Raw genomic sequence first — 23,797 nt, 5'->3', positions numbered from 1 at the left:
CTACACAACGGGGTTGTCTTATTAACGGACGTCGCACAGCCGCACTTTAACCGAATCGTTCCCCTGCCGCCGCCAGGCCGTGCAAAGGCTCCCTTACCGGATGTTTTTAGCGCCGGGCGCTAAAGATTTCGCCGCAAAGGTCGTTATCTCGTTCTGATGGGGCGGCGTGATACCTCCCGACCGCCCCGATTGGCGGGCAGGTGAGCCGCCCGCCTGCAGACGAATACAGGTTGCCAGCGATAAACATGGAAGCGAACAGGATCACCGCGCCCCGCCGGGGCTCCTTGCGCACGGTCATGGACCGGCTTCGTGCGTTGGGCCGGCGCGTGGACGGCAAACCGCAGACGGCCGCAAGCCGCGCTGCGCAACTGGAACAGGTGGTCGGCGCCGTCGACCTGCTGGCGCACGTCGACGACGAGTTGCGCTTCATCTACGTGTCCGAAGCCAGCCTGCGCTTCATCGGTTATCACCGCGAGTATCTCGAGACCATCACGCTGCACGACCTCGTGGCGCCGGCCGACGTGGCGCGCCTCGACACCCTGCTGACGCGCGCCGCCGTCTCGGGCAACGTCGAGAAGGCCACGCTCAGCCTCATCAAGTCGCTGACTTATCCGATCACAGTCGAGCTGCGCGTGGTGCGCAGCAGTCACGACGGCACCGCGGGCTATGCGATCGCCGGCTTCGACGTGTCCGCCTGGCGCGCCACCGAAGAACGTCTGACCCAGGCGCTGCATCTTGACCGCCTGACCAATCTGGCCAACCAGTCGGCGCTGATTCCGGCGCTCCTCGACGCCCAGCAGCAAGCCGACGCGCACGGCACGCCGGCCGCTCTGCTGCTGCTCGACCTCGACGACTATCAGCGCGTGAACCGCGCGCTCGGCTACGACGCCGGCGACGAAATGCTGCGCGACACCTCGCGCCGCATCCTGAACATGACGAGCCCGAGCGAGACCGTGGCGCGCGTGGCCAGCGACGAGTTCGCGATTCTCGTGAAGCCCGCCGCCAGCCGCACCGACGCGGCGGCCGCCGCCGAAACGCTGGCGAGGCGCCTGTTGACCGCGATCCAGCAGCCGTATGTGTTCAATGGCCAGCAGGTGCATCTGTCGGCGAGCATCGGCATCGCGCTCTATCCGGACGTGCGCCACGCCAACGACACCGCCGCCCACGACACCCACCTGCTGCGCTGGGCCGACCACGCCCTCCTGCAGGCCAAGGCGGCCGGCGGCAACACGCTCGCCTTCTACGTCCCCGACGACAACCCCGCCGACGCCGAACGCCTGAAGCTGGAAGCCGACCTTTACGACGGCGTGCGCAACGGCGAGTTCTCGCTGCACTTCCAGCCGATCACGAGCAGCCGCACGCACGGCGTGGTCGGCGTGGAAGCGCTGATCCGCTGGTTGCATCCGGTGCATGGGCTGGTGCCGCCGTCCATGTTCATCCCACTTGCTGAGTCGATCGGCCTGATCAACTTCCTCGGCAACTGGGTGTTGAAGGTGGCCTGCATGCAATTGATCCAGTGGGATGCGAAGGGCATCTCCCTGCAATACGTGGCCGTGAACGTGTCGCCGCAGCAGTTCCGCGATCCGCGCTTCAAGGACTCCGTGCGCGAGGCGATCGAGTTGACCGGCATCGATCCGCGCCGGCTCGTGTTTGAGATCACCGAAAGCCTGCTGATGCACGACCCGGCGCATGCCAAGGGTCTGCTCGAAGAACTGACCGCCATGGGCATCCGTTTCGCGGTCGACGACTTCGGCACCGGCTATTCGAGCCTGGCTTACCTGCAACGCTTCCCGCTGGCCAAGCTCAAGATCGACAGGAGTTTTGTCGAGAATCTGCTAACCTCCCGGAACGATCAGGCAATCGTTAGTGCCGTCGTGGGCCTCGCTCAGACATTGGATCTCGAGCTGGTGGCCGAGGGCGTCGAAACAGAAGCGCAGCGCACCCTGCTCACCGAGATGGGATGCGACCACATTCAGGGTTGGCTCGTCTGCAAGGCGCTGCCCTCCGACGAACTCGCGCAGCGTTTCGAAGCGCGCACGCTTCATTTGCACAGCGCCTAGCCATGCAGGCGAAGCGCTCATGTCTTGAATCATGCAGCGGAACAAGCCGGTCTCTGGCCGGCGTGGCACTCATTGGAACATGTATGGCTTTGGCGGGACTCACATGGTAAAGGCGGCGGTGCTCGACCGGCTCTGGACGCGAATGAGCGAGCGCGGCGATTTCCCCATGCTGTCGCAGTCGCTGCGCTCCACCATGGCGGCGATGAACAATGACGACCTCGACTTCACCGGACTCGTGCAGGTGGTGTTGTCGGACTTCGCCCTCACGCAAAAAGTGCTGCGGCTCGCCAACTCCGCCATGTATATGGCGTTCGGCGGCAACATCACGACCGTGTCGCGCGCGCTGATGGTGCTCGGCATGGACGCGGTCGGCCATCTCGTGGTCGGCCTGAAGATCGTCGATCACTTTCATCACAGCGCGCCGCGCCGCATCGACGCGAAACTCGAATTGAACCGCACGCTGCTCTCGGGCTGCGTCGCGCGCAAGCTGACCGAGCGCGGCGATTTGCGCGCCGGCGAAGAAGCCGTGGTCTGCACGCTGATGCGGCAGATCGGCAAACTGCTGGTGGTGTTCTATCTCGACGCCGAATGGGACCAGATTCGCCGCCATATCGACGACGGCGCGCTCGAAGCCGATGCCTGCGTGCTGGTGCTCGGCGTCACGTTCGACGAAATCGGCGCCGAAGCCGCTGTGCGCTGGCGGCTGCCCGACATGATCCGCTCCGGCATGGGCGAGTTCGACCCGCAAGACGTCACGCAGCCGCGCCAGGTGCAGTGGCTGCGCGCCATCACCAATTACTCGACGGCGGTCGCCGACGTGCTCACCCAGCAGAACATGCCGGACTGGGAGCGCGAGGAACGCATCGCCGAACTGGCGCAGGAATATTGCGGCGCGCTGAACACGGATCCCGAAGTGCTGCTCGAAATGAGCGTGGCGCTCGCCCGCGAAGAAGGCGGCGACGGTGTGATGCGCGAAATCGTCGAACTGCGCGCGAATGCGGATGCGATCGCGCGCGAGGCGCTCAATCCCGAGGCGCGTATCGCGGTGGGCGTCGAAGATCTGCGCGGGCTGCCGGCCGGCAGTCCGCTCGCGCCGGCGCTGGCGATGGCCGCGGAAACGCTGCTGGCCGGTCTCGGCTTTGCGCGCACCGTGGTGTTCGTCAAGCACAGCAACGGCACCTTCAAGGCGCGCCTCGGTCTCGGCCCGAAGATCGACGCCGCGTTGCCGAAACTAACGTTCAGTACCGCCTTCGAGCCCGACGTGTTTCATCTGGCGATCGCCAACTCGGTGGGCATCTTCATCGAGAACGCACGCGATCCGAAGATGGTCGCGCGGCTGCCCGAATGGTTCCGCCGCTCCTTCGACGACGCCCGGGCCTTCGTGTTGCTGCCAGTCGTCGATGAAAGCGACACGACGGTGGCGCTGCTCTACGGCGACTGGTCGCATAGTCAGGAGCCACGGCGCATCTCACAGAAAGAGATGAGCGTGTTGAATGAACTGGCCAAGGAGTTAGGCCGTTTTTTCGGCTTGGGGCAGATGCGGGAAATGGAGATGATGTGAAGACCTGGCGTGATCGTTGATCACGACGCTTCACTCTCACCTGTTCTGTGTTTGCCCGACGCCAAGTTGAAATCGAGCCAGTCCCGCCGGGACCGCCGCGCCTGATATGCAGCAGTCTCCGGCTGAATCGCTGAACTCAATCCTCGATTCTTTCCAGACCTTGCGCGCTGCGGTCCGCGACGCCGGCCCACGCGCCGGCCACCAGACCCAGCTCCGCCACCTCTTCCACCGTCAACGGCTGCAAGCGTTCGCACAGCGCGCCGATCTCATCCCACGCGCCGCATTCGAGCGCTTCGACCGCGCTCAGCAGCAACCCCAGCGCGCCCTGCCGATGCAGAATGCCCGCCTGGATCGGACGCGACAGCGTCAGCACGTTCAAGGTGCTTTCGAGCGAGCCGCCGAACACCGCGTCGACGAATGAAAATACGCCGGTCAGGAAAGCCGCGTCGGCTTCGTCGCGACCGGCTTCGGGCAGACGCTCGATCGCCAGTTCCATGAAGCGCGCGCGGGTCGCGGCGAGTTGCAGCAAGGGGTCGTCCTCGAGCGCGACCTTGCGGCCGTCGGCGTAGAGCAGCAGCTGGGTCCAGCGCGCGATGCGGTTGGTGCCGGTCGCGTTGATCGCTTCGCGCAGCGTCGTCACCTTGTGGCCGACTGCCAGTCCGCTCGAATTGGCGAGCTTCATCAGATGCATCACCAGCACCGGGTTCAGCTTGAGTTCGGCTTCGAGCTGCGCGACGGTCGGATCGCCCGAGAGCAGTTGCAGCAGGTTCAGCAACGCATGGCGCGGCGCGCTGACACGGCGCGTCGCCGAGTTCTGCGCGCGCGCGAAGAAGTAGCCCTGAAAGCGATCGAAGCCGAGTCCATGCGCCGTTTCGAAATCGGCCTGCGCGTCGATGCCCGAGGCGACCAGCAGCTTGCCTGCCGACTTGAGCACGCTCGCCAGTTTCGGCAGCAGCGCGCGTGGCGCGTGCATGAAATCGATCTTGACGACTTCGGCGTAAGGCAGCAGTCTGGCGAAGGCTTCGTTGGGCTGGGTTACCTCGTCGAGCACGAAGCGATAGCGCCGCCCATGCAACTGGACGATACGCGCCACCAGCGCCTCGTCGATCTCGATGGTGGGCGCCAGTTCGAGCATGAAGCGCTCGGCGGGCAAGCCCAGAATCGCCTCGTCGAAAAGCATCTCGCGGCTGACGTCCACATAAGCCGGATGCCCGGTCAGCGCACCGCGCACATTGCCCCGAAGCAGGCCGTGAATGATCGCTTGCGCCACGCGTTGCGCCGGATCGGGCGCGCGGTGCGATGATGCGCCGGCATCGCTGTTCTCATACCCCGCGGCATGTGCGGTGTCCGCCGTCTGCGCGGACCATTCCGGTGCCCGCACCTTGATCTCGTAGCCGCACAGCATGCCGTCCCGATTGAGAATAGGCTGCCGCGCGAAACTGGCATTCAATTGCGCATTGTCCGTTGCACCCGCGTGGCCCGGACTCTCGACTGCGATGGTGGTCATTGCACTCCCCGCTAAGCGCCGCCCCGGCGCTTACTGCTGTATTTTGATTTTCGCCGCACCGCCAGCGCGCGTCTCAAGCCATCAAGGCTGTAGCGCCCGCGGTGGGCTCGGCAATTTTAGCGCAGGCCGCCATGCGTGGACACGTCCGCGAAGCAATATCTGGAAATAATTGGAGATCAGTCTGAAAGCGAGGCGACGCAAAATCGCCGATACTCTTGTGCAGTGCAGAAGCGTTCCACCCGCGTTTAACCACCAAGGAAAAACATGGACGTCAAAAGCGTGCTGTCAAATGCCTTCGCCATGCCGATCACGAGCCCGGCATTCCCCATGGGTCCGTACCGGTTCATCAACCGCGAATTTCTGATCATCACCTACCGCACCGATCCGGACAAACTGCGCGCCGTGGTGCCCGAGCCGCTCGAGATCGGCGAGCCGCTGGTGCACTACGAGTTCATCCGCATGCCGGATTCGACGGGATTCGGCGATTACACTGAAAGCGGCCAGGTGATCCCGGTGTCGTACAAGGGCGTGGCGGGCGGCTACACGCTGGCCATGTATCTGGACGACCATCCGCCCATCGCCGGCGGCCGCGAACTGTGGGGCTTTCCGAAGAAGCTCGCGAACCCGGTGCTCGCCGTGCATACCGACACGCTTGTCGGCACGCTCGACTACGGCCCAGTGCGCATCGCCACCGGTACCATGGGCTACAAGCATCGGCAACTCGATCTGGCGCAGCAGAAAAAGCGCCTCGAAACGCCGAACTTTTTGCTCAAGGTGATTCCGCATGTGGACGGCACGCCGCGTATCTGCGAACTGGTGCGCTACTACCTGCAGGACATCGATCTGAAAGGCGCATGGACCGGCCCGGCCGCACTCGAACTGGCGCCGCACGCGCTCGCGCCGGTGGCGGAATTGCCGGTGCTGGAGATCGTCGAAGCACGCCATCTGCTTGCCGATCTCACGCTCGGTCTCGGCGAAGTCGTGTTCGATTATCTCGATCAGCCGGAAGCAAACGTGCGTTGATCGATTGGCGGTCACCTCTCGCAACGCCTCAAATGCAGACGGCCGCGATTAGCGGCCGTCTGCATCAGCTACAACGAATCACGTGAACCGCGCGTTACTTCAACACCACCTTCACGTCGAAGTACTTCGCTGCGAAACGGTCGATGGTGCCGTCCGCCTTCAGTTCCTTGAGCGCCTGGTTCAGCGCGTCCTTCAAGGCCTTGTCGCCCTTGCGGATGCCGAAGCCGACGCCCGCGCCGAGCAGCTTCTCATCGGTGACGGCCGGACCGGCGAACTCGAAGCCCGCGCCTTGCGGCTTTTTCAGGAAGCCTTTCGACGCGGCTTCCGCGTCCTGTAACGCGGCGTCGAGACGCCCCGACGCAAGGTCAGCGTAAATCTGATCCTGCGTCTGATACGGCACGACGTCGACGCCGGCCGGCGCCCAACGCGCCTTCGCGTAGGTTTCCTGAATCGTGCCTTGCAGCACGCCGACATGCTTACCCTTGAGCGATGCCGGCGTCGGCAGCAGACCGCTGCCCTTCTTTGCAATCATCTGATTCGGGATCGTATAGATCGGATCCGTGAAATCGATCGCCTGGCGGCGCTGATCCGTGATCGTCATGTCCGAGTTGATGGCGTTGAATTTGCGCGCCTGCAAGGCCGGGATCAGACCGTTGAACGAGTTCTCCACCCACACGCATTTGGCCTTCAGCTTCGCGCACACGGCATTGCCGACGTCGATGTCGAAGCCCTGCAGCTCGCCCGACGGCGACTTCGATTCGAACGGCGCATACGACGCCTCGACGCCGAAATGCACTTCCTTGATATCGGCCGCCGCTGCGGTGCCGGCCGTGACCGAAGCCGCCGCGAACAGCGCGAGCGCAGCCATGTTTCGCCAATTCATCTTCATTACGGGTGTTCCTCTACGGTATTGAATAAGACGGAGCCGACCTCGGGCAAGCATGATTGCCCGGCCAAAATTGCGCTTCAAACTCGTGCGGCCGGTGTGGTGCAGCGCAGCAGCCGCGAGGCCGCGATTGTACAGGCTGCGTTTGCCGCGCCTGCGGGCGCGCCGCGTGGCGCGTGACCGGGCAGGCGCTTCGGGCTCACGCGCAAAGGTGTAAATAGCTGTCGCGTTCAGGCAAAGCCGAACGTGTTAGAGCGCGCCGTCGCCGGCTGCGAAGTCGCCGCTGAGTTGTTGCGACAGGTGCGTATAGACGGCGGCCACATGCGGCAAATGACGCGATTCCGGATACGCAAGCACCCACACCTGCGACTCGGCTTCGTCGAGCGGCGGTGTCAATTGCACGAGATCGTCGCGGCCGCGCGCGAGAAAGGTCGGCAAGATGCCGACGCCAAAACCGCGCACCACGAGTTCGAATACCGCCATCACACTGTTGGTCTTGTAGCGCGGCTCGACTGTCGGGCAATGACGCTTGCGCCAGAGCACGGAAGGATGATCGCCGAGCGAGGCGTCCGGGGCCGCCCAGTCGCAGCGCGCCAGCGCATCGACCTCACTCGCCTGGATGCCGCTGCTCCTGGCGGCGAACACCGCGATGCGCAGCGGGCCCACGTGCTTGCCGACCAGATGATCCGGCGCGCGGCGCGTGGCGCGCACGGCGATATCGGCATCGCGTTTGGTGAGACTCGCGAGACTGTTGGTCGCCGTCAGCTCGAACGACAACGCCGGATGCAGCGCCACGAAATCATGCAGCGCGGGCAACAGCAGGCCGTATAGCACGGTATCGGTGGTCGTCACGTGGACGCTCCCGGACACGCGATCACTGCTCGCCTGCACCGTGGAGCGCGCCGCTGCGAGTTCGCTTTCGATGCGCTCGGCGTGACGCGCCAGTCGCGCGCCGAGCGGCGTGGCGCGATAGCCGCTGCGTGAGCGCTCGAACAAACGCTGCCCCAGCCCGCGTTCGATCCGCTGCACCGAGCGGAAGATGGTCGAGGCGTCGATACCCAAACGCTGCGCGGCTTCCGCGAGCGTGCCGGCGCGCACCAGCGCGAGAATGGTCTGCGTATCCGCCGAAGTCAGTTCGTATTGCGTTTTTGCACGCATGGTTTGGCAAGCCGCCTGTTTATCCGGAATGCGATCCGGGCTACTTTTACCACATGGACTTGTCGGCCGACGAGCTTTGCCACCGGCACCTGCCGGGACTTTATCCTCATCTATAGCGGTGAAACCATGAAACTCTATTACTCGCCGGGCGCCTGTTCGTTGGCGGTTCACATTGCATTGCGCGAAGCGGATCTCGACTTCGAAGGCATCAAGGTCAATCTGCAAACGCACAAGCTCGCCAACGGCGACGACTATTACGCGATCTCGCCGCGCGGCTATGTGCCGCTGCTCGAATTCGCCGATGGCTCGCGCCACACCGAAGGCGCCGCGCTGCTGCAATACGTCGCCGATCTTGCGCCCGAGGCGGATTTGCTGCCGCCCGCGGGATCGCCGCAACGGCTCGAAGCGCTCGGCTGGCTCACGTATATCAGCACGGAATTGCACAAGACGTTCAGCCCGTGGCTCTGGCATCAGGAGACGGCCGAGTCGACGAAGGCTGAATGCCGCGCGAAACTCGCCACGCGTTTTAGCGAACTCGACAAGGTGCTCGCGGCACGCGACTATCTGACGGGACGGTTCTCCGTCGCCGATGCGTATGCGTTCACCGTGCTGAGCTGGGCGCGCATGCTGTCGATCGATCTTGGCGCTTATCCGAAGCTGGAGGCGTATCTGGAGCGCGTTGCGGCACGGCCGAAGGTGCGGCAAGCGATGGTGGCGGAAGGTTTGATCCGCGCGAACGCGGCTTAAACGGCCGCGCCCGTGAGAAACGTTGCGCGCCTGGCGCGCAACGTTAGTGTCTTGCGCAGTCGCGGACTACACGAGTTTCGACAACGTGTGCTGCGTCGTCTCGACAACCATCAAGCCGGCGCGCAAACCGGGCTTGACCGTCGCATTCGGAAATACGAGCCGTTCCTCGTCGTGCTGCACGACATAGCGGTATTCGCCGTCGCGCGCGAGAACGGTGCCTTTCGCGAATGGTGTGAAATTCGCGACATCGGCGGCGACCAGCAATTCGAACGCGTCGCTTTGCTTGGTGATCTGATCGATCACCGTGAAAGCGCGCGGCAGATCCGCACGAATCTCGCCGCGCATGCCCGCCAGCAGATGACGCACCGCATGATCGGCGCCGGCGAAGCGCGTCAGATCGTTCTGACCGAACGGACGCACCTTGCCGAGTTCCAGCGTGCACGCTTCGGCGCCGCACGCCTGCGCGGTGAAATGCGAATACGTATTGCCCTTGGTGGTATGCAACAGCACCGCGCTGATACGCGCCTCGCCGAGCCAGTCGAACATCGCGCGCGAAAACGGCTTGCCGGTATGCGGCAGCAATGCGAACTGTTCGAAGGCGGACGCACGGATCGCCGTGTGCATGTCGATATGCCAACGCGCGCCCGGCTCGCCCGACGCTGCCGCGAAGAACTGCGTCGCCGCCTGTTCGAGCGCGGCGGCACGCGGTGCTTCATAACTCTGCGGCACTTGCAGATGACGCCCGCTGAAGAGCCGGTTCAGATCGTCGTCGCGATAACGGCACGCGTCGCGCATGGCGTCGACGTTGCCGAGAACCACCAGCAGGCGGCAAGTCAGCGCCGCCGTGCCTTGCGCGATGTCACGCACCAGAAAACCCAGCAGTTCGATCGGCGCGGTCTCATCGCCGTGCACGCCGGCGGAGACGAGCACGCTGCGCACGCCCTCTTCCTGCGCCGCCGGCTCCATCAACAGCACGCCGTCGTCCAGCCACGACCAGCGCACGCCGCCGGCACACGTACCCTGTGTTTCATTCGCGGCCGGTCGCGTGCCCGCCAGCGTATAAGCCAGAAAATCGTCGAGCATCGGAACCGGCATATCGCGCTCAGCGCTGGAAGTCATACAGCGAGCCCAAACCGAGAATCTGCGTCAGTTCGTCGAGCGCGGTGCGCGATTCGGCGAGCAATTGCGGATCGGTCAGATCGGCCGGCGCGAGGCGGTCACGATAATGTTTTTCGATCCACGTATCCAGTCGGCCGAACAAGGTGTCGTTGATCCACACGCCTTGCGTGACGGCCGCGCGTTCCGCGTCGTCGAGGACGACACGCAGACGCAGGCACGCCGGGCCGCCGCCGTTCTTCATGCTTTCGCGCAGATCGAACACCAGCACGTCGTCGATCGGGCCCGCATGCGATGCCAGATCGTCGAGATATGCCGCCACGCGCGGGTTTTCGCGGCATTCCTGCGGCACCACCAGCACCTGCTTGCCGTCCGGACGCGTCAGCAACTGGCTGTTGAACAGATACGAGGTGACGGCGTCGGCCACGCTCACCTGCGCGTCCGGCACCTCGATCACGTTGAAGTCCGCCTTCAGGCCGGTGAGCTTCGAACGCAGTTCGTCGTACACCGCGTTCTGTTCGACGAACGCCAGTTGATGACAGAACAGCGTATTGCGATTGCCGACTGCGATCACGTCGTTATGAAACACGCCCGCGTCGATCACGTCCGGGTTCTGCTGCGCGTACACCGTAGCCGATTCCGCAAGGCCATGACGATGCGCGACCGCGCGGCTCGCCTCGAAGGTTTGACGCGCCGGGAAGCGCTTCGGCTCCGGCCCGCGCCGATACTCGCTGCGGCCATACACGAAGAATTCGACGCCTCGTGCCGCATAGTCCGCGCAGAAGCGCGTGTGATTCGCCGCGCCTTCGTCGCCGAGCGCGGGCGTGCCGGGCAGCGCCTCGTGCACCACGAAACGGTCGGCGTCATTGAAAATCGCGCGCAATGTGCGGCGCGTCGACTCGTGTTCGATCGCGCGATGCAGCTTGCTGCACAGATTGGCCGGCGTGAAATGCACGCGGCCGTCGTGAGTGTCGGCGGACGGACTCACGGTCGCCGCATTCGCGGTCCACATCGCCGAAGCCGAACTCGCGGCGGCCAGCAGTTCGGGCGCGTCTCTCGCCACACGTGCGATTACGGTGGCGTCGTCGCCGGAGAAACCGAGTTCGCGCAACAGACGCATCGACGGACGCTCCTGCGGCGGCAACACGCCCTGATGAAAGCCGAGATCGGCCAATTGCTTCATCTTGCGCAGGCCCTGCCGCGCCGCCGCCTTCGGATTCGCAACCGACTTCTCGTTGTTCTGCGACGCGACGTTGCCGAACGAGAGCCCCGCGTAGTTGTGGGTCGGGCCGACCAGGCCGTCGAAATTGGCTTCAGTGGCTTGCATCGTCGATCCTTAGAATTGAAGGCCCGGCGAGACGCTCGCGGGCATTTGCAGTTGCGCGCTTTCGACGGATGCCATCGGGAACGCGCAGTAGTCGGCTGCGTAGTACGCGCTCGGCCGGTGATTGCCCGAGCGGCCCGGCCCGCCGAACGGCGCGCCCGACGAGGCGCCGTTGGTCGGCCGGTTCCAGTTGACGATGCCCGCGCGGATGGTGCGCTGGAAATGCGTCCAGAGCGCTTCGTCGTCGGCGAGCAAGCCGGCGGAGAGACCGAACTCGGTATCGTTGGCCTGCTCCAGCGCTTCGTTGAAGCTGCCGTAGCGGATGATTTGTGCCAAAGGACCGAAGTGTTCTTCGTCGGGCAGATTCTTCACGCTTGTGACGTCGAGAATCGCGGGCGTGACGAAGCCGAGCTTCGGGTCGCGCTGTTCCATCTTCAGTAAAGCGCTTGCGCCGTCAGCCAGCAAACGTTCCTGCGCGGCAACGAGCCGCGACGCCGCGCGGGCCGAGATCACCGCGCCCATGAACGGTTGCGGATCGGCGTTGTATTCGCCGACCGTGATGCGCGACGTGACTTCGGTCAAGCGTTCCATGAAGCGATCGCCGCCCGCGTCGTTCGGCACGAAAATGCGGCGCGCGCAGGTGCAGCGTTGACCCGCCGACAGAAACGCCGACTGAATCGTGTGATGCACGGCGGCATCCACGTCGGCCACCGGGCCGATCACGAGCGGATTGTTGCCGCCCATTTCGAGCGCCAGCACGATTTCCGGGCGGCCGCCGAACTGCTTGTGCAGCAATGTTCCGGTATCCGAACTACCCGTGAAGAACAAACCGTCGATCTGCCGATGGTTCGCCAGCGCAATGCCGGTGTCCTTCTCGCCTTGCACGAGATTCAGCACTCCTGCGGGCAAGCCGGCGTCGCGCCAGATCTGCACGGTGAGCGCGGCCACGCCGGGCGCGAGTTCCGACGGCTTGAAGACAACCGCATTGCCCGCGATCAGCGCCGGCACGATGTGCCCGTTCGGCAAATGCCCCGGAAAGTTGTACGGCCCGAACACAGCCACCACGCCGTGCGGACGATGCCGCAGCACGGCTGTGCCGTCCGCCATCGCCGAGCGCTTTTCGCCGGTGCGCTCGTTATAAGCCTGAATCGAGATCTCGACCTTGGCCGCCATCGAAGCCGCTTCCGTGCGCGCTTCCCACAACGGCTTGCCGGTTTCGCGGCCGATCGCCTCAGCCAGCGCTTCCTTGCGTTCGGTCACGAGCGCGGCGAAGCGGCGCACCACGCCGCAACGCTCGTCGAGGCTCAACGCCGACCACGCGGCGAAGGCGCGGCGCGCGCTGCGCACCGCATGGTCGACGTCGCCCGCCGAGGCGCTGTTGCCTTCCCACACCGTCGCGCCCGTGCCCGGGTTGCGCGACGCGAATGCGGGTCCTGTGCCGGCGGCCCATTCGCCGTCGATGAAAAGCTCGCTCATGATCATCCCTGTTTGTGTTTCTGCGGCAGCACGCGCACGAGGTCGCCTGCCTTGACGTCGAGTGCCGCGGCTTCAGTCGCGCTCAGACGGAATACGCCGTCCTGCGGCACGCCCGCCACCACGCCGACGCGAAAATCGCCCAACGAGGTATTCGACACCATCGATTTCGGTCCATCCTGCGGCGCGCCCGAGGTGCTCGACGCCGCGATCTCGACCGGCACCACCACGCTCTCGCGCACCGTGCGCAAGTCGGCGATATGGCATTCGAGCACCGGACCCGCGTCGAAGATATCGACGTGATTCTCGTAGCGCAGCCCTTCCGATTCGAGCATGCGGCGCGCCGGAATCGTGTCGTTATGCGTGAGGCCGACGCACTCCTGCGCCTCTTCCGGCAACAGCTCGACATACACCGGATAGCGCGGCATCAACTCGGCGAGGAACGCCTTGCGGCCATGCGAACTCAGATAGTCCGCCGCATTGAAATCGATCTGGTAGAAATGCGAGCCGACCGCGCGCCAGAACGGCGAGGTGCCTTCGGCATCGAAATGGCCGCGCAATTCCGCGCACAGACGCTGCGGAAAACGCTCGCGAAACTGCGCGAGAAACATGAAGCGCGAGCGCGACAGCAAGCCGCCCACGCCACTCGTGCGATAACGCGGGCTGAGGAACAGCGAGCACACTTCGGCATAACCGGTCAGGTCGTGCGAGATGTTCAGCGCGCGCATGCGCGTCCAGATGCCGAGGTCCTGGCTCGCGTGCACCACGGTGCTCACGCGGTAGTTATAAAACGGCTGTTGCAGGCCGACCGCGGTTTCGATGCCGCACACGCCGGCGATGTCGCCCGTGTCGGTGTCTTCCATCACGAAGAAGTAGCCGGCTTCATGCGGCTCGGCCTTGTCTTCCATCGTGCGGCGCGCGCGTTCCACGCGTGCCGCAAGTGCGTCGCGGTCCGGCTTGAAGGTGGTGAGACCCGGACCGGTTTCCTGCGCGAGCCGCATGAGCGCGTCCACATCGCCTCGTTGCACAACGCGAACGACGATCATCGTGCCTCTCCCGATTGTTCATCCTGATGCGGCTGGTGCAGCGGCACGCAGCGCACCGTGTCGCCTTCTTCGACGCCGAGCGCCGCTCGCGCCGCGTGCGGCAACGACGCGCCGGCTTCTTTGCCAGCTGTCAATTCGCCGAGCACACAGCGGAACTCGCCATCGGCGCCGTTATATGCAATCAGATACGTCGAACCGTCGGCGGGCGCATCGTTCTCGTGCACCACACGCGTTTCGTTGCGCGTCACGCAAGCGCTGCGATCCACCTGCGCGGTCAACACCGGACCCGCGTCGAAAATGTCGATGTAACGATCCGTCTCGAAGCCTTCTTCAAGGTGAATGTCATACGCGAGCAAGGCCTTCGAATCCGGCTCGCCGAGCACGCGCTGCGCCGCCTCGGGCAGCAACGGCACATAGATGGGATACGTGGGCATTACTTCGGCGATGAACGTGCGGCTGCGGCCGCCCGATTCGATCTCGATGTCCGCGAAGTTGCGACCGAAGAACTTGCGCCCCACCGCTTCCCAGAACGGCGACACGCCGTTCTCGTCGGTCACGCCGAGCAGCAGCGAAAACACCTCGGGCGTGAAGCGCTTGCGATTGGCGGCGATGTACATCATTCGCGCACGCGACATGAGATGGGCGGCGGCGTCGCCACGAAGCGACGGATCGATGTAATAGCCCGCAAGGCGGCTCTTGCCGGTCAACTCATGCGACATGGTCAGCGCGTGAATCTTGCGGTTCACGTGCAGTTCGCGCGACGCATGAATCAGCGCGTCGTTGCGAAACGCGTAGAACGGGTCCGAATAACCGGCCGCGGCGACAATGCTCGCCGTGCCCATCAGCTTGCCGCTCTGCGCATCTTCGAGCACGAACAGATAGAACTCTTCGCCCGGAAAATCGACTTCCGCGCGAAACGAATCTTCCGATAACGCGACGCGCGCCTCGAGCGCACGCCGGTCGTGCGGCAGTGAATGCAGCACCGGCTGCGCGGTGCGCGCCATATGTTCGAGCGCGTCGAGATCGGCGAGGCGGCCTGGGCGTACGAAGAGCATCATCGTTCCTGTTGAATGTGACGCATGATCAATGCCGTGGATCAGTTCGACGTGGCTTCGGCCTTCGCGCCGACAATGCTTTCGATGGCCTTGGCGAGTCGCTCGAAGCCTTCGTTCATGTCGTCGAGCGGCATGATCAGCGACGGCACGAAACGCAGCACGTCAGGACCGGCCATCAGCATGATCACGCCGTGCTGGCCTGCCGCCGTGACGAAATCTTTCGCGCGGCCCCTGAATGCATCGGTCAATTCCGCACCGATCAGAAGACCCCGGCCGCGCACTTCCGTGAACAGACCGAAGCGTTCGTTCAACTTTGCCAGGTGGCCTTTCAGCGCTTCACTGCGCGAGCGCACGCCTTCCAGCAGCTTCGGGTCACTGACCAACTCGACTACCTTCTCAGCGATCGCGGCGCCCAACGGATTGCCGCCGTACGTCGTGCCATGCACGCCGACCTTGAAATACGCGGCCAGTTCGTTGGTGGTCAGCATCGCGCCGATCGGGAAACCATTGCCGAGCGCTTTGGCGGTGGTGAGAATGTCCGGCGTTACGCCGGTTTCCTCGTACGCGTAGAAATAGCCGCTGCGGCCCACACCCGTTTGTACCTCGTCAAAAATCAGCAGTGCGCCGTGCTGATCGCAGGCTTCGCGCAGTGCTTTCAGGAACGCCGGATCCGCCGGGATCACGCCGCCTTCGCCCTGAATCGGCTCGACGATCACCGCGCAAGTTTGCGCGCCGATGGCTTTCTGTGCCGCTTCGATGTCGTTGTACGGCAAGTGGGTGATGCCGGCCGGCACCGGGCCGAAGCCTTCCGAATACTTCGGCTGGCCGCCGACGCTGACCGTGAAGAACGTACGGCCATGGAACGACTGCGTGAACGAGATGATTTCGTATTTATCCGCGCCGTGGCGGTCGAACGCGACGCGGCGTGCCAGCTTCAGCGCGGCCTCGTTTGCTTCCGCGCCCGAGTTGGCGAAGAACGCGCGGTCGGCGAACGTCAGGTCTTCGAGGCGTCTGGCGAGGCGCAGCACCGGCTCGTTGGTGTAGCCATTGCCGATGTGCCACAGCTTGCCGCCCTGCTCGTGCAGCACGTTCAGCAGTTCGGGATGCGCATGACCGAGAGCGGTGACGGCGATGCCGCCGGCGAAGTCGATATAGTCGCGGCCTTGCGTATCCCAGACGCGTGAGCCGAGACCGCGATCCGGCACGAAGGCGGCGGGCGAAAACACCGGCACCATGACTTCGTCGAAGGTCTGGCGTGTCACTGTCAGGTCGTTCATGGCAAATCCTCGTTACAGGTGAGAGGTAATACAGGTAGTGTAGGAAATCGCACGCGATACGTCTTGCGCATACGCGACGCTTTCTATGAGGTTCCACGCGAATCGGCCGGGGTTGAAGCCGCCACGCGCTCGTTCGCTTCAATCGGCCTGATCCGGCCGCTCGATCAGCGCACCCGGCCGCGGCTCGCTGGCCGCCGCACCGCTTGCGCCCGTCTGCTTGTCGATCCAGTTACGACGATCCTCTCGCGGTGTGACACCAAAGCGTTCGCGGTACGCATTCGAAAAGTGCGCCGCTGACGAAAACCCGCAAGCGAGGCTGATCTGCACGACGGACTTACTGGTGCGCTGCAATTGCGTGCGCGCTTTCGAAAGCCGCAGTCCCAGATAGTATTTGGACGGCATCGAGCCGAGATACTGGCGAAACAGGCGCTCCAACTGCCGCCGCGACACGCCGACCAGACCGGCGATCTCGTCGGTGGTGAGCGGGTCTTCGATATTCGCTTCCATCAGCAGCAGCGCGTCGTTCAGGCGCGGATGACGCTCGCCCGGCGCGGTCACGAACGGAATGCGCTGACGCTCCTCGCCCGCGCGCAATACGCCGACGCCGAGCGTGTCGGCAATCCGATCCGCGAGCTCGGGGCCGTGCTCGCGGCCGATCATCGCCAGCATGAAGTCGACGGTCGCCTGGCCGCCCGCGCAAGTGGCGCGATCGCGATCGATTTCGAAGATCTGCTGCGTGACGATGGAGCGCTCGAACTGCTCCGAGAACTGCTGATAGGTTTCCCAGTTGACGCTCACGCGATAGCCGGACAACTGCCCTGCCATGGCGAGCCACCACACGCCGTGATGAATGCCGGTGACGAGCGGCGTGCGCTGCCCGACGCGGGACAGGCTGGCGAGAAAGAGGCGATAGTCGGCGAATTGCTGAAAGCGCTCGCTGACGATGATCAGCCAGTCGCATGCAATCGCGTCGCCGAAGGCGGCGTCCGCGGGCCACTGCGCGCCGCCCGCGAGCGGCACCGCGCGGCCGTCCCACGAGCACACCTGCACGCGGTACAACGCGCGGCCGTCGATTTCATTGGCGAGATTGAGCGCGTCGACAATCGGCCCGACGCCCGACATCGACACGGGCGGCAAGGCGACAATGGCGACCTGCGTGGTGCGAGCCGGGCTGGACGTGCGAGGCATCGAGTGAATCTGCGCGAGCCGCGCGTTACTTCAGGCTGCCGGACAGGAACTGCTTGAGCCGCTCGCTGCGCGGCGCGCTGAGCACTTCGGCGGGCAAGCCCTCTTCTTCGGTACGTCCTTGATGCAGGAACATCACATGGTTCGACACGTTGCGCGCGAAACCCATTTCGTGCGTGACGACGATCATAGTGCGGCCTTCTTCGGCGAGCTTCTGCATGACCTTCAACACTTCGCCGACCAGTTCGGGATCGAGCGCGGAAGTCGGCTCGTCGAACAGCATCACGTCCGGGTCCATAGCCAGCGCGCGGGCAATCGCCACACGCTGCTGCTGCCCGCCCGACAGATGCGACGGATACTGCTTTTCGAGGCGCGGCGCGAGACCGACCTTCTCGAGATATTCGCGCGCACGGTCTTCGGCTTCCTTGCGCTTCAGACCCAGCACATGAATCGGTGCTTCGACGATGTTCTCGAGCACATTCATGTGCGCCCACAAGTTGAAGTGCTGGAACACCATGGCGAGCTTCGTGCGGATGCGCTGCAACTGCTTGTGATCGGCGACTTCGAGATTGCCGGCGCGATCGGTTTTCGTCTTCACCATCTCGCCGTCGACGACGATTTGCCCCGCGTTCGGCCGCTCGAGGAAATTGATGCAGCGCAAGAAGGTGCTCTTACCCGACCCGCTCGCGCCGATGATGCTGATCACGTCGCCCTTGTTCGCATTGAGCGACACGCCCTTGAGCACTTCGTTATCGCCGTAGCGCTTGTGGATGTCCTGTACGGCGAGCTTGCAAGCTTCGGTTTGAGTCGTGTGGAGCAAGATGCTCTCCCTTTGAAAATACGGATCAATCTTCGTGACGGCACACATTGCGCGCGCCATCCTGTGCAAACACGGCGCGTTTCAATGCGTGCGCACCGCCAGGTAACCCAGCCAATGACGCTCGGCGCGGCGGAACAAAGCCACCAGCGCGAACGACACCACGAGGTAAATCAGCGCCGCGAGGCCGAACGCATCGAACGACTGGTAGGTTGCCGAGTTCGCGTCGCGCGCCACCTTGAGGATGTCCGGCACCGTGGCCGTAAACGCGACCGTGGTGGCGTGCAGCATCAGGATCACTTCGTTACTGTACAACGGCAGGGCCCGGCGCAGCGCGGACGGTATCACAATGCGCCGGTACATCGTGAACCAGCTCATGCCGTAGGCGCGCGCCGCTTCCACTTCGCCGTGCGAGGTCGAGCGGATCGCGCCGGCGAAAATCTCCGTGGTGTACGCGCAGGTGTTCAGTGCGAAGGCAAGAATCGCGCAATGAAAACCGCTGCGGAAAAAAGCGTCCAGCACCTGATGCGAGCGCACGAATTCAAGGCTGTACATGCCGGTGTAGATCAGCAGCAGTTGCACGTACAGTGGCGTGCCGCGAAACACGTAGGTGTAGAGACGCACCGGCGTAGAGAGCCAGCGCTTCTTCGACACGCGCGCCACCGCCAGCGGAATCGCCAGCACGAAGCCGATGCCGATCGACGCCACCAGCAGCCACAGCGTGACGGCGAGTCCGGACATGCGCTGGCCGTCCCAGTACAGGAACGCGCGCCAGAATTGATTGAGGATGTCGATCATGCTCTTAGAGCTCCGCGTGCCGCACGCCGATCGAATAGCGCTTTTCCAGCCAGATCAGCACGAGATTCGACGCGGTGGTGATCGCCAGATAGATCAACGCGGCGACCAGGATGAAGAAGAACATGTTGAAGGTGCTTTTGCCGGCGTCCTGCGCGGCTTTGACCACGTCCGCAAGACCGATGATCGACACCAGCGCCGTCGCTTTCACCAGCACCTGCCAGTTGTTGCCGATGCCCGGCAGCGCGAAACGCATCATCTGCGGGAACAGGATGCGCGTGAACACGCGCGCGCCGCTCATGCCGTAGGCGCTGCCCGCTTCGAGCTGGCCGCGCGGCACCGCCAGAAAGGCGCCACGGAAGGTCTCGGTGAAGTACGCGCCGTAGATGAAGCCAAGCGTCAGCACGCCGGCCACGAACGGATCGATATCGAACTGCGGCAGATTCAGCGCGTCGGTGAGATTGTTGACCGCGATCTGGATGCTGTAGAACAGCAGCAGCATCAGCACGAGGTCGGGCACCGAGCGGATCAGTGTCGTGTAGCCGGTCGCGATTGCCCGCAGCGGGCGGTTGAACGAGAGTTTCGCCGCCGCGCCCGCGAGGCCGAGCAGCACGGCGGCCGCCAGCGACAGGACGGACAGCTCGATCGTCTGGATCGTGCCGGCCAGCAACACCGGACCAAAGCCATATAGGAACACGCGTGTCTCCATCCAGGTTGTTTGAGGATGTCTCGGACGGCGTCGGCTTGTATCTGCCCCACTCGTCCAGCATGGCGCGCAGTCTGGCAAGCGAAAATTAATTTCTCAAAGGCGGCCGGAAGCTTTGTTGCGATGCAGCAAGACGGGCTGTGGCGCGCGGTGCGGCTTGCAGGGCTTGGTTTTGCAGGGAATTGGCGTTGGTAAAGCGGGACGCGCGCGGCGAGCGCCGCCGCGAATTAGCAAGTTTCGGGTCGCTTTTTCGATAGATCACGGGCGGTCGGCGCGAGGCGATAGGCCGCTCGGAAATGGCTTCGGCGACTCGTATATGAATCACGAAGGGCCTTCGTGGTTCATATACGAGTCACTCGTTGTTTTTCGCTTGGAACTGACCCATAATGGTTCACAAACGAGTCACGAAGGCCCTTTGTGACTCATATATGAACCATACCGCGCTTATGCCTAATTCGGTGACACGTCCCGCCTCGCGCTACAGTCTGGAAGCTGCCTTGCTGCTCGGGCAATTGATTCGCCGCGCGCGCCTCGAACGAAAAATCCCCCTGGTCCAGTTAGCCGAGCGCACAGGATTGTCCCGCAGCCTCATACAGCGGATCGAGAAAGGCGATCCATCCTGCTCGATCGGTGCGGTATTCGAAGCAGCCGCCGTGGTCGGCGTACGTCTTTTCGATGCCGACCGCACGAGTCTGGCAAATGCTATTCAGGCCAACGCAGACATGTTGACGCTGCTGCCACGCGCCGCGCGCGCACCTCGCATCGAAACAAAAGATGATTTCTGAAGCCTCGTATAAGGAAGCCTTTGTCTGGTTCTGGCTCCCGGGCGCAGCCGAACCTGTGGTCGCTGGGCGCCTGGCCGTTGTCGGCGACCGGATTCTCTTCAACTACGGCCAAAGTTACCTCGGACGCGACGACGCCATCCCGCTCTATGCGCCCGAGCTGCCGCTGCAACGCGGGACGATCCCTCTGTCCGACGGTTTATCGATTCCGGGAAGCATCCGCGACGGAGCCCCGGACGCGTGGGGCCGGCGGGTCATCATCAGTCGCAAGCTTGGCGTGCGGGGTTCCCAGATCGGCACCGCCGACCTCGACGAGTTGACGTATCTGCTCGAGTCGGGCTCGGATCGAATCGGGGCCCTGGACTTCCAGTTGTCGCCAACCGAGTACGTGCCTCGGGAAACGGCCACTGCATCCTTCAGCGATCTATTGAACGCAGTTGCAAGTGTCGAACGAGGCGTGCCGCTGAGTCCCGATCTCGAGCGCGCGCTGTTTCATGGAAGTTCGATCGGCGGCGCGCGTCCCAAAGCGCTGATCACCACGCACAACCGGAAATTCATCGCGAAGTTTTCTTCCCAAAGCGACGTCTACAGCGTCGTGAAAGCCGAATACATTGCCATGCGCCTTGCGTCCGAAGTCGGCATTCATGCCGCGCCGGTCACGCTCAAGCACGTCGGCGGCAAGGATGTATTGCTCGTGGAACGCTTCGACCGCGTGCGCGCAGCAGACGGCTGGCAACGCCGCGCGATGGTGTCGGCGCTGACGCTATTCGGGCTCGACGAAATGATGGCGCGCTATGCAAGTTATGAGGACTTCGCCACGCTGATCCGCCATCGCTTCAGCGCTCCGAAAGCTACGCTCAAAGAACTGTTCGCACGCATGCTCTTCAACGTGCTGTGCGGCAATACCGACGACCATGCGCGCAACCACGCAGCCTACTGGAATGGAAAGGAGTTGGCGCTCACGCCGGCGTACGACATCTGTCCACAGGCGCGAGCCGGCAACGAAGCCACCCAGGCCATGCTGATCGTCGGCAATGAGCGCTTCAGCAGGATTGAAACCTGCCTGAAGGCGGCGCCGCTATTTCTGCTCTCCGCCGACGAAGCCGCTGCGCTGGCCGAGCATCAGATCGAGGTGATCTGCGATCGATGGAACCCGGTTTGCACCGAGGCTCAACTGAGCGAAGTGGATCGTAATCTGATGTGGCGGCGCCAGTTCCTCAATCCATTCGTATTTGAAAATGCGCCGCCGACGCTCGCGGCCTTGCTCCGTTAGACTCGGCCACGGCGCCGCATCCTTCTAATCGATCCCCAGCCTCGCGCGGATCGCCGGCAGCATATATTCGACTGCGGCGCGCCCTTCCTCGATGGCCGGCGCCGCGCGGTGAAAGTCGAAAATCCCCATGCCGCCCAGGCGCGGCTGGATCAGGATATCCGCCGGCTCGCCCGCGAGGCGGCTGCGCGTAATCCGCACCTGCATGATGTCGATGCTCTGCGCGATCGAACTCAGCATGGACGGCACGCGGGCGCTCGGCGCGGGCGGCACGCGCACGTCGTCGGTGGTGCGTGCGTCGGCGGGCGCGAGCCACTTCGGCCAGGGTTTGCCGTTGCGGCGCAGCGCGAGCGGGGGCGGCGCCGTCGGATCGATGGCGGGCGTATCGACCACCGCGCCGCCGAAATCGCGGCCATTCAGAATGTCGTTGTTCAGATCGACGGCGATCACGCAGTCCGCGCGCATGCCCCGCGCCACCGAAACCGGCACCGGATTGCTCAGGCCGCCGTCCACCAGCCAGACGCCGTTGTGCCACACCGGCGTGAAAATGCCGGGAATCGCAATCGAGGCGCGCACCGCGTCGACCACGCTGCCGTCCTGCAACCAGCTCTCGCGGCCCGAATCGAGTTCGGTGGCGACGGCCGCGAACGGCATGTTCAGTTGCGCGATCGAGCGGCCATTGAATTTGTCGGCGAAGAGCTGGATCACTTTGCGCCCGCCGAGCAGGCCGCCCGAGAGCCGCAGATCGAGCAGGCGCACCACCGTCTGCCACGTGAGCCGCGAGACCCACTCCTCGAGCCAGTCGAGATCGCCGTTCGCGTACACCGCGCCCACCAGCGCGCCGATCGACGTGCCGCAGATCACATCGGGCTTGATGCCCGCATCGTGCAACGCGCGAATCGCGCCGATATGCGCCCAGCCGCGCGCGGCGCCGCCCCCTAACACCAGCCCGATCCGGCTGTATCGACGTCGACGAATCATCTTCTTCCCCGCTTGTGTCTTCTCACTTCTACCGTCCCCGGATCACGTCCGAGCGCGATGTCGTGTACACCTTCTGATACTGGTCGAAATGCACGTTGAAAATGCCTTCTTCGGTCACGCCGCCTTCGCGCCACTTCCAGCTCCAGACGGTTTCCGGCTTGAGCGGAAACACCGCGACCTGACCGGGCTTGCCGAGCAGTCGGCGCACTTCGTCCTCGCTCATGCCCATGCGGATTTTCGCGAAGTTGGCCGCCGTGAGCACCTGGGTGATCGCCTGCAATTTGCCGTCGCGATCGATGTCGACCATGTACGTATTCAGGCCTTGCGGGCCGCGCGGATACTCGAAGCGTTTCGAACCGTCGGTGAACGTGCGCTCCGTTTCCGGCTTGCCCATCTGGTCGCGGATTTGTGCTTCGGTCGTGACGCCCGGCGTCATGTCCTTGAGCAGCAACGCATCCGGTTTGACGGCGTTGAAGAATTCCTTGAGTTTTTGCACGGCGCGGTCGCTCGATTGGTCGTCGCAACCGGTCAACGCAACGCACGCGGCCAGCATGGCGACAGTCAGCAGTTTGAGGCTCACAGCGAGTTTTTCCTGTACGGACGCGGGCCGCGAAGGCGCGCATCCCGTTGTGTAGTGTCTGCTACAGGATAACCGCGCACGAGGAAAACCGCGAGCGGGCGCGGCAAGGCGGTGTGCGCCGTCGTACACGACGGCGGAGGGAAGAGGCGGCGATGGCGGGAGTTCACGCGGCGAAGCACGTTAAAAACCGTCGCCACAAGCAAAAAGGCGACGCTGTGCAAAGCGTCGCCGGGTCGGTCGATACGGTCAACCGGAAAATGGAAGCGGCCGTTTCGGCCGCCTGACAACAAAGCACCGCGGACGACGCGCAGCGGTCTGGTTCCGGACGAAGCGGTGAGCAACCTTGGCTGCTCACCTTGCGCCATCGCCGGAATGGCAAACCGCTGCTTGATTGGCCGTCCTGGTCCCTCGATAAGCCTTCCAAGTGTGACTAATCTAAACGCATTGG

At 63.8% G+C, this 23,797-nt stretch carries 21 protein-coding genes; 6 read left to right on the top strand and 15 right to left on the bottom strand.

Annotation, left to right across the window (positions count from 1 at the left end):
• Window positions 1-245: 245 nt before the first annotated feature.
• Both B0G80_RS00795 and B0G80_RS00790 read left to right on the top strand, forming a co-directional pair.
• On the top strand, window positions 246-2,060 hold the full coding sequence (locus B0G80_RS00795; RefSeq protein WP_116116599.1) for a bifunctional diguanylate cyclase/phosphodiesterase: 1,815 nt from the start codon (window positions 246-248) through the stop codon (window positions 2,058-2,060).
• Between the two features lie 103 nt (window positions 2,061-2,163).
• Entirely contained in the window at window positions 2,164-3,621 is a 1,458-nt protein-coding gene (locus tag B0G80_RS00790; RefSeq protein WP_106285983.1) for an HDOD domain-containing protein, read from the top strand.
• 136 nt (window positions 3,622-3,757) lie between these two features.
• Here the strand turns inward: B0G80_RS00790 and B0G80_RS00785 are convergent, their stop codons facing one another.
• Window positions 3,758-5,128 (bottom strand): EAL and HDOD domain-containing protein, encoded by a 1,371-nt coding sequence (locus B0G80_RS00785; RefSeq protein ID WP_116116597.1) that lies wholly within the window; start codon window positions 5,126-5,128, stop codon window positions 3,758-3,760.
• A gap of 264 nt (window positions 5,129-5,392) precedes the next feature.
• On the opposite strand from B0G80_RS00785, the gene B0G80_RS00780 reads away from it, so the two are divergent.
• Window positions 5,393-6,151, top strand: coding sequence for an acetoacetate decarboxylase (locus B0G80_RS00780; RefSeq protein WP_106285981.1), 759 nt, complete (start codon window positions 5,393-5,395; stop codon window positions 6,149-6,151).
• 94 nt (window positions 6,152-6,245) lie between these two features.
• On the opposite strand, the gene B0G80_RS00775 is transcribed toward B0G80_RS00780, so the two are convergent.
• Together B0G80_RS00775 and B0G80_RS00770 are read right to left on the bottom strand one after the other, a co-directional pair.
• Window positions 6,246-7,040, bottom strand: a complete 795-nt coding sequence (locus B0G80_RS00775; protein ID WP_116116596.1) for an ABC transporter substrate-binding protein — start codon at window positions 7,038-7,040, stop codon at window positions 6,246-6,248.
• A 246-nt stretch (window positions 7,041-7,286) separates the two neighbouring features.
• Entirely contained in the window at window positions 7,287-8,195 is a 909-nt protein-coding gene (locus tag B0G80_RS00770) for a LysR family transcriptional regulator (protein ID WP_116116594.1), read from the bottom strand.
• Between the two features lie 126 nt (window positions 8,196-8,321).
• On the opposite strand from B0G80_RS00770, the gene gstA reads away from it, so the two are divergent.
• Window positions 8,322-8,942 carry a glutathione transferase GstA gene (gstA, locus tag B0G80_RS00765; RefSeq protein WP_116116593.1) on the top strand — a complete coding sequence of 207 codons (621 nt, stop codon included), beginning with the start codon at window positions 8,322-8,324 and terminating at the stop codon, window positions 8,940-8,942.
• Window positions 8,943-9,008: 66 nt separating this feature from the next.
• Here gstA and astE read toward each other — a convergent pair whose 3' ends face one another.
• The 10 genes from astE to B0G80_RS00715 all read right to left on the bottom strand — a co-directional run bounded on the left by astE (window position 9,009) and on the right by B0G80_RS00715 (window position 19,727).
• Window positions 9,009-10,061 (bottom strand): succinylglutamate desuccinylase, encoded by a 1,053-nt coding sequence (gene astE / locus B0G80_RS00760; protein ID WP_258878786.1) that lies wholly within the window; start codon window positions 10,059-10,061, stop codon window positions 9,009-9,011.
• Entirely contained in the window at window positions 10,045-11,385 is a 1,341-nt protein-coding gene (gene astB, locus B0G80_RS00755) for an N-succinylarginine dihydrolase (RefSeq protein WP_106285977.1), read from the bottom strand. The genes astE and astB overlap by 17 nt, the downstream gene beginning before the upstream one ends.
• Before the next feature lie 9 nt (window positions 11,386-11,394).
• Window positions 11,395-12,858, bottom strand: a complete 1,464-nt coding sequence (gene astD, locus B0G80_RS00750) for a succinylglutamate-semialdehyde dehydrogenase (RefSeq protein WP_116116589.1) — start codon at window positions 12,856-12,858, stop codon at window positions 11,395-11,397.
• 2 nt (window positions 12,859-12,860) lie between these two features.
• On the bottom strand, window positions 12,861-13,901 hold the full coding sequence (gene astA / locus B0G80_RS00745; RefSeq protein ID WP_116116587.1) for an arginine N-succinyltransferase: 1,041 nt from the start codon (window positions 13,899-13,901) through the stop codon (window positions 12,861-12,863).
• On the bottom strand, window positions 13,898-14,956 hold the full coding sequence (gene aruF, locus B0G80_RS00740; protein WP_116116585.1) for an arginine/ornithine succinyltransferase subunit alpha: 1,059 nt from the start codon (window positions 14,954-14,956) through the stop codon (window positions 13,898-13,900). Before aruF ends, astA begins: the two co-directional genes overlap by 4 nt.
• A gap of 41 nt (window positions 14,957-14,997) precedes the next feature.
• Window positions 14,998-16,233: an aspartate aminotransferase family protein gene (locus B0G80_RS00735; RefSeq protein ID WP_116116583.1), complete on the bottom strand. Its 1,236-nt coding sequence runs from the start codon at window positions 16,231-16,233 to the stop codon at window positions 14,998-15,000.
• Between the two features lie 138 nt (window positions 16,234-16,371).
• A complete protein-coding gene (locus B0G80_RS00730) occupies window positions 16,372-17,421 on the bottom strand; it encodes a GlxA family transcriptional regulator (RefSeq protein WP_106285973.1) in 1,050 nt (349 codons plus the stop codon).
• 25 nt (window positions 17,422-17,446) lie between these two features.
• Window positions 17,447-18,238, bottom strand: coding sequence for an ABC transporter ATP-binding protein (locus B0G80_RS00725; protein WP_106285992.1), 792 nt, complete (start codon window positions 18,236-18,238; stop codon window positions 17,447-17,449).
• Window positions 18,239-18,319: 81 nt separating this feature from the next.
• Entirely contained in the window at window positions 18,320-19,033 is a 714-nt protein-coding gene (locus B0G80_RS00720; protein ID WP_106285972.1) for an ABC transporter permease, read from the bottom strand.
• Between the two features lie 4 nt (window positions 19,034-19,037).
• Window positions 19,038-19,727 (bottom strand): ABC transporter permease, encoded by a 690-nt coding sequence (locus B0G80_RS00715; protein WP_012432581.1) that lies wholly within the window; start codon window positions 19,725-19,727, stop codon window positions 19,038-19,040.
• A gap of 437 nt (window positions 19,728-20,164) precedes the next feature.
• Here B0G80_RS00715 and B0G80_RS00710 point away from each other — a divergent pair, with 437 nt between their 5' ends.
• Entirely contained in the window at window positions 20,165-20,521 is a 357-nt protein-coding gene (locus tag B0G80_RS00710) for a helix-turn-helix domain-containing protein (protein ID WP_199730111.1), read from the top strand.
• On the top strand, window positions 20,511-21,791 hold the full coding sequence (locus B0G80_RS00705) for a type II toxin-antitoxin system HipA family toxin (protein WP_106285971.1): 1,281 nt from the start codon (window positions 20,511-20,513) through the stop codon (window positions 21,789-21,791). Before B0G80_RS00710 ends, B0G80_RS00705 begins: the two co-directional genes overlap by 11 nt.
• Before the next feature lie 24 nt (window positions 21,792-21,815).
• Here B0G80_RS00705 and B0G80_RS00700 read toward each other — a convergent pair whose 3' ends face one another.
• Window positions 21,816-22,769, bottom strand: a complete 954-nt coding sequence (locus B0G80_RS00700) for a patatin-like phospholipase family protein (RefSeq protein ID WP_106285970.1) — start codon at window positions 22,767-22,769, stop codon at window positions 21,816-21,818.
• A 28-nt stretch (window positions 22,770-22,797) separates the two neighbouring features.
• Window positions 22,798-23,349, bottom strand: coding sequence for a hypothetical protein (locus B0G80_RS00695; protein ID WP_116116581.1), 552 nt, complete (start codon window positions 23,347-23,349; stop codon window positions 22,798-22,800).
• Window positions 23,350-23,797: the final 448 nt, after the last annotated feature.

The sequence above is a fragment of the Paraburkholderia sp. BL6669N2 genome (genome assembly GCF_003387275.1).
Taxonomy (GTDB): domain Bacteria; phylum Pseudomonadota; class Gammaproteobacteria; order Burkholderiales; family Burkholderiaceae; genus Paraburkholderia.
The sequence above is the reverse complement of the archived record's forward strand: the minus strand, read 5'-3'. Positions and strand labels throughout refer to the sequence as shown.

Excerpts from the sequence above, each read along its gene's own strand:
- astE (WP_258878786.1), bottom strand. The coding sequence starts at position 10,061 with ATGACTTCCAGCGCTGAGCGCGATATGCCGGTTCCGATGCTCGACGAT.
- B0G80_RS00775 (WP_116116596.1), bottom strand. The coding sequence starts at position 7,040 with ATGAAGATGAATTGGCGAAACATGGCTGCGCTCGCGCTGTTCGCGGCG.
- B0G80_RS00700 (WP_106285970.1), bottom strand. The coding sequence starts at position 22,769 with ATGATTCGTCGACGTCGATACAGCCGGATCGGGCTGGTGTTAGGGGGC.
- B0G80_RS00735 (WP_116116583.1), bottom strand. The coding sequence starts at position 16,233 with ATGAACGACCTGACAGTGACACGCCAGACCTTCGACGAAGTCATGGTG.
- astA (WP_116116587.1), bottom strand. The coding sequence starts at position 13,901 with ATGATCGTCGTTCGCGTTGTGCAACGAGGCGATGTGGACGCGCTCATG.
- B0G80_RS00705 (WP_106285971.1), top strand. The coding sequence starts at position 20,511 with ATGATTTCTGAAGCCTCGTATAAGGAAGCCTTTGTCTGGTTCTGGCTC.
- B0G80_RS00770 (WP_116116594.1), bottom strand. The coding sequence starts at position 8,195 with ATGCGTGCAAAAACGCAATACGAACTGACTTCGGCGGATACGCAGACC.
- B0G80_RS00795 (WP_116116599.1), top strand. The coding sequence starts at position 246 with ATGGAAGCGAACAGGATCACCGCGCCCCGCCGGGGCTCCTTGCGCACG.
- astD (WP_116116589.1), bottom strand. The coding sequence starts at position 12,858 with ATGAGCGAGCTTTTCATCGACGGCGAATGGGCCGCCGGCACAGGACCC.
- B0G80_RS00780 (WP_106285981.1), top strand. The coding sequence starts at position 5,393 with ATGGACGTCAAAAGCGTGCTGTCAAATGCCTTCGCCATGCCGATCACG.
- B0G80_RS00790 (WP_106285983.1), top strand. The coding sequence starts at position 2,164 with ATGGTAAAGGCGGCGGTGCTCGACCGGCTCTGGACGCGAATGAGCGAG.
- B0G80_RS00785 (WP_116116597.1), bottom strand. The coding sequence starts at position 5,128 with ATGACCACCATCGCAGTCGAGAGTCCGGGCCACGCGGGTGCAACGGAC.
- B0G80_RS00720 (WP_106285972.1), bottom strand. The coding sequence starts at position 19,033 with ATGATCGACATCCTCAATCAATTCTGGCGCGCGTTCCTGTACTGGGAC.
- B0G80_RS00710 (WP_199730111.1), top strand. The coding sequence starts at position 20,165 with ATGAACCATACCGCGCTTATGCCTAATTCGGTGACACGTCCCGCCTCG.
- gstA (WP_116116593.1), top strand. The coding sequence starts at position 8,322 with ATGAAACTCTATTACTCGCCGGGCGCCTGTTCGTTGGCGGTTCACATT.
- aruF (WP_116116585.1), bottom strand. The coding sequence starts at position 14,956 with ATGCTCTTCGTACGCCCAGGCCGCCTCGCCGATCTCGACGCGCTCGAA.
- B0G80_RS00730 (WP_106285973.1), bottom strand. The coding sequence starts at position 17,421 with ATGCCTCGCACGTCCAGCCCGGCTCGCACCACGCAGGTCGCCATTGTC.
- astB (WP_106285977.1), bottom strand. The coding sequence starts at position 11,385 with ATGCAAGCCACTGAAGCCAATTTCGACGGCCTGGTCGGCCCGACCCAC.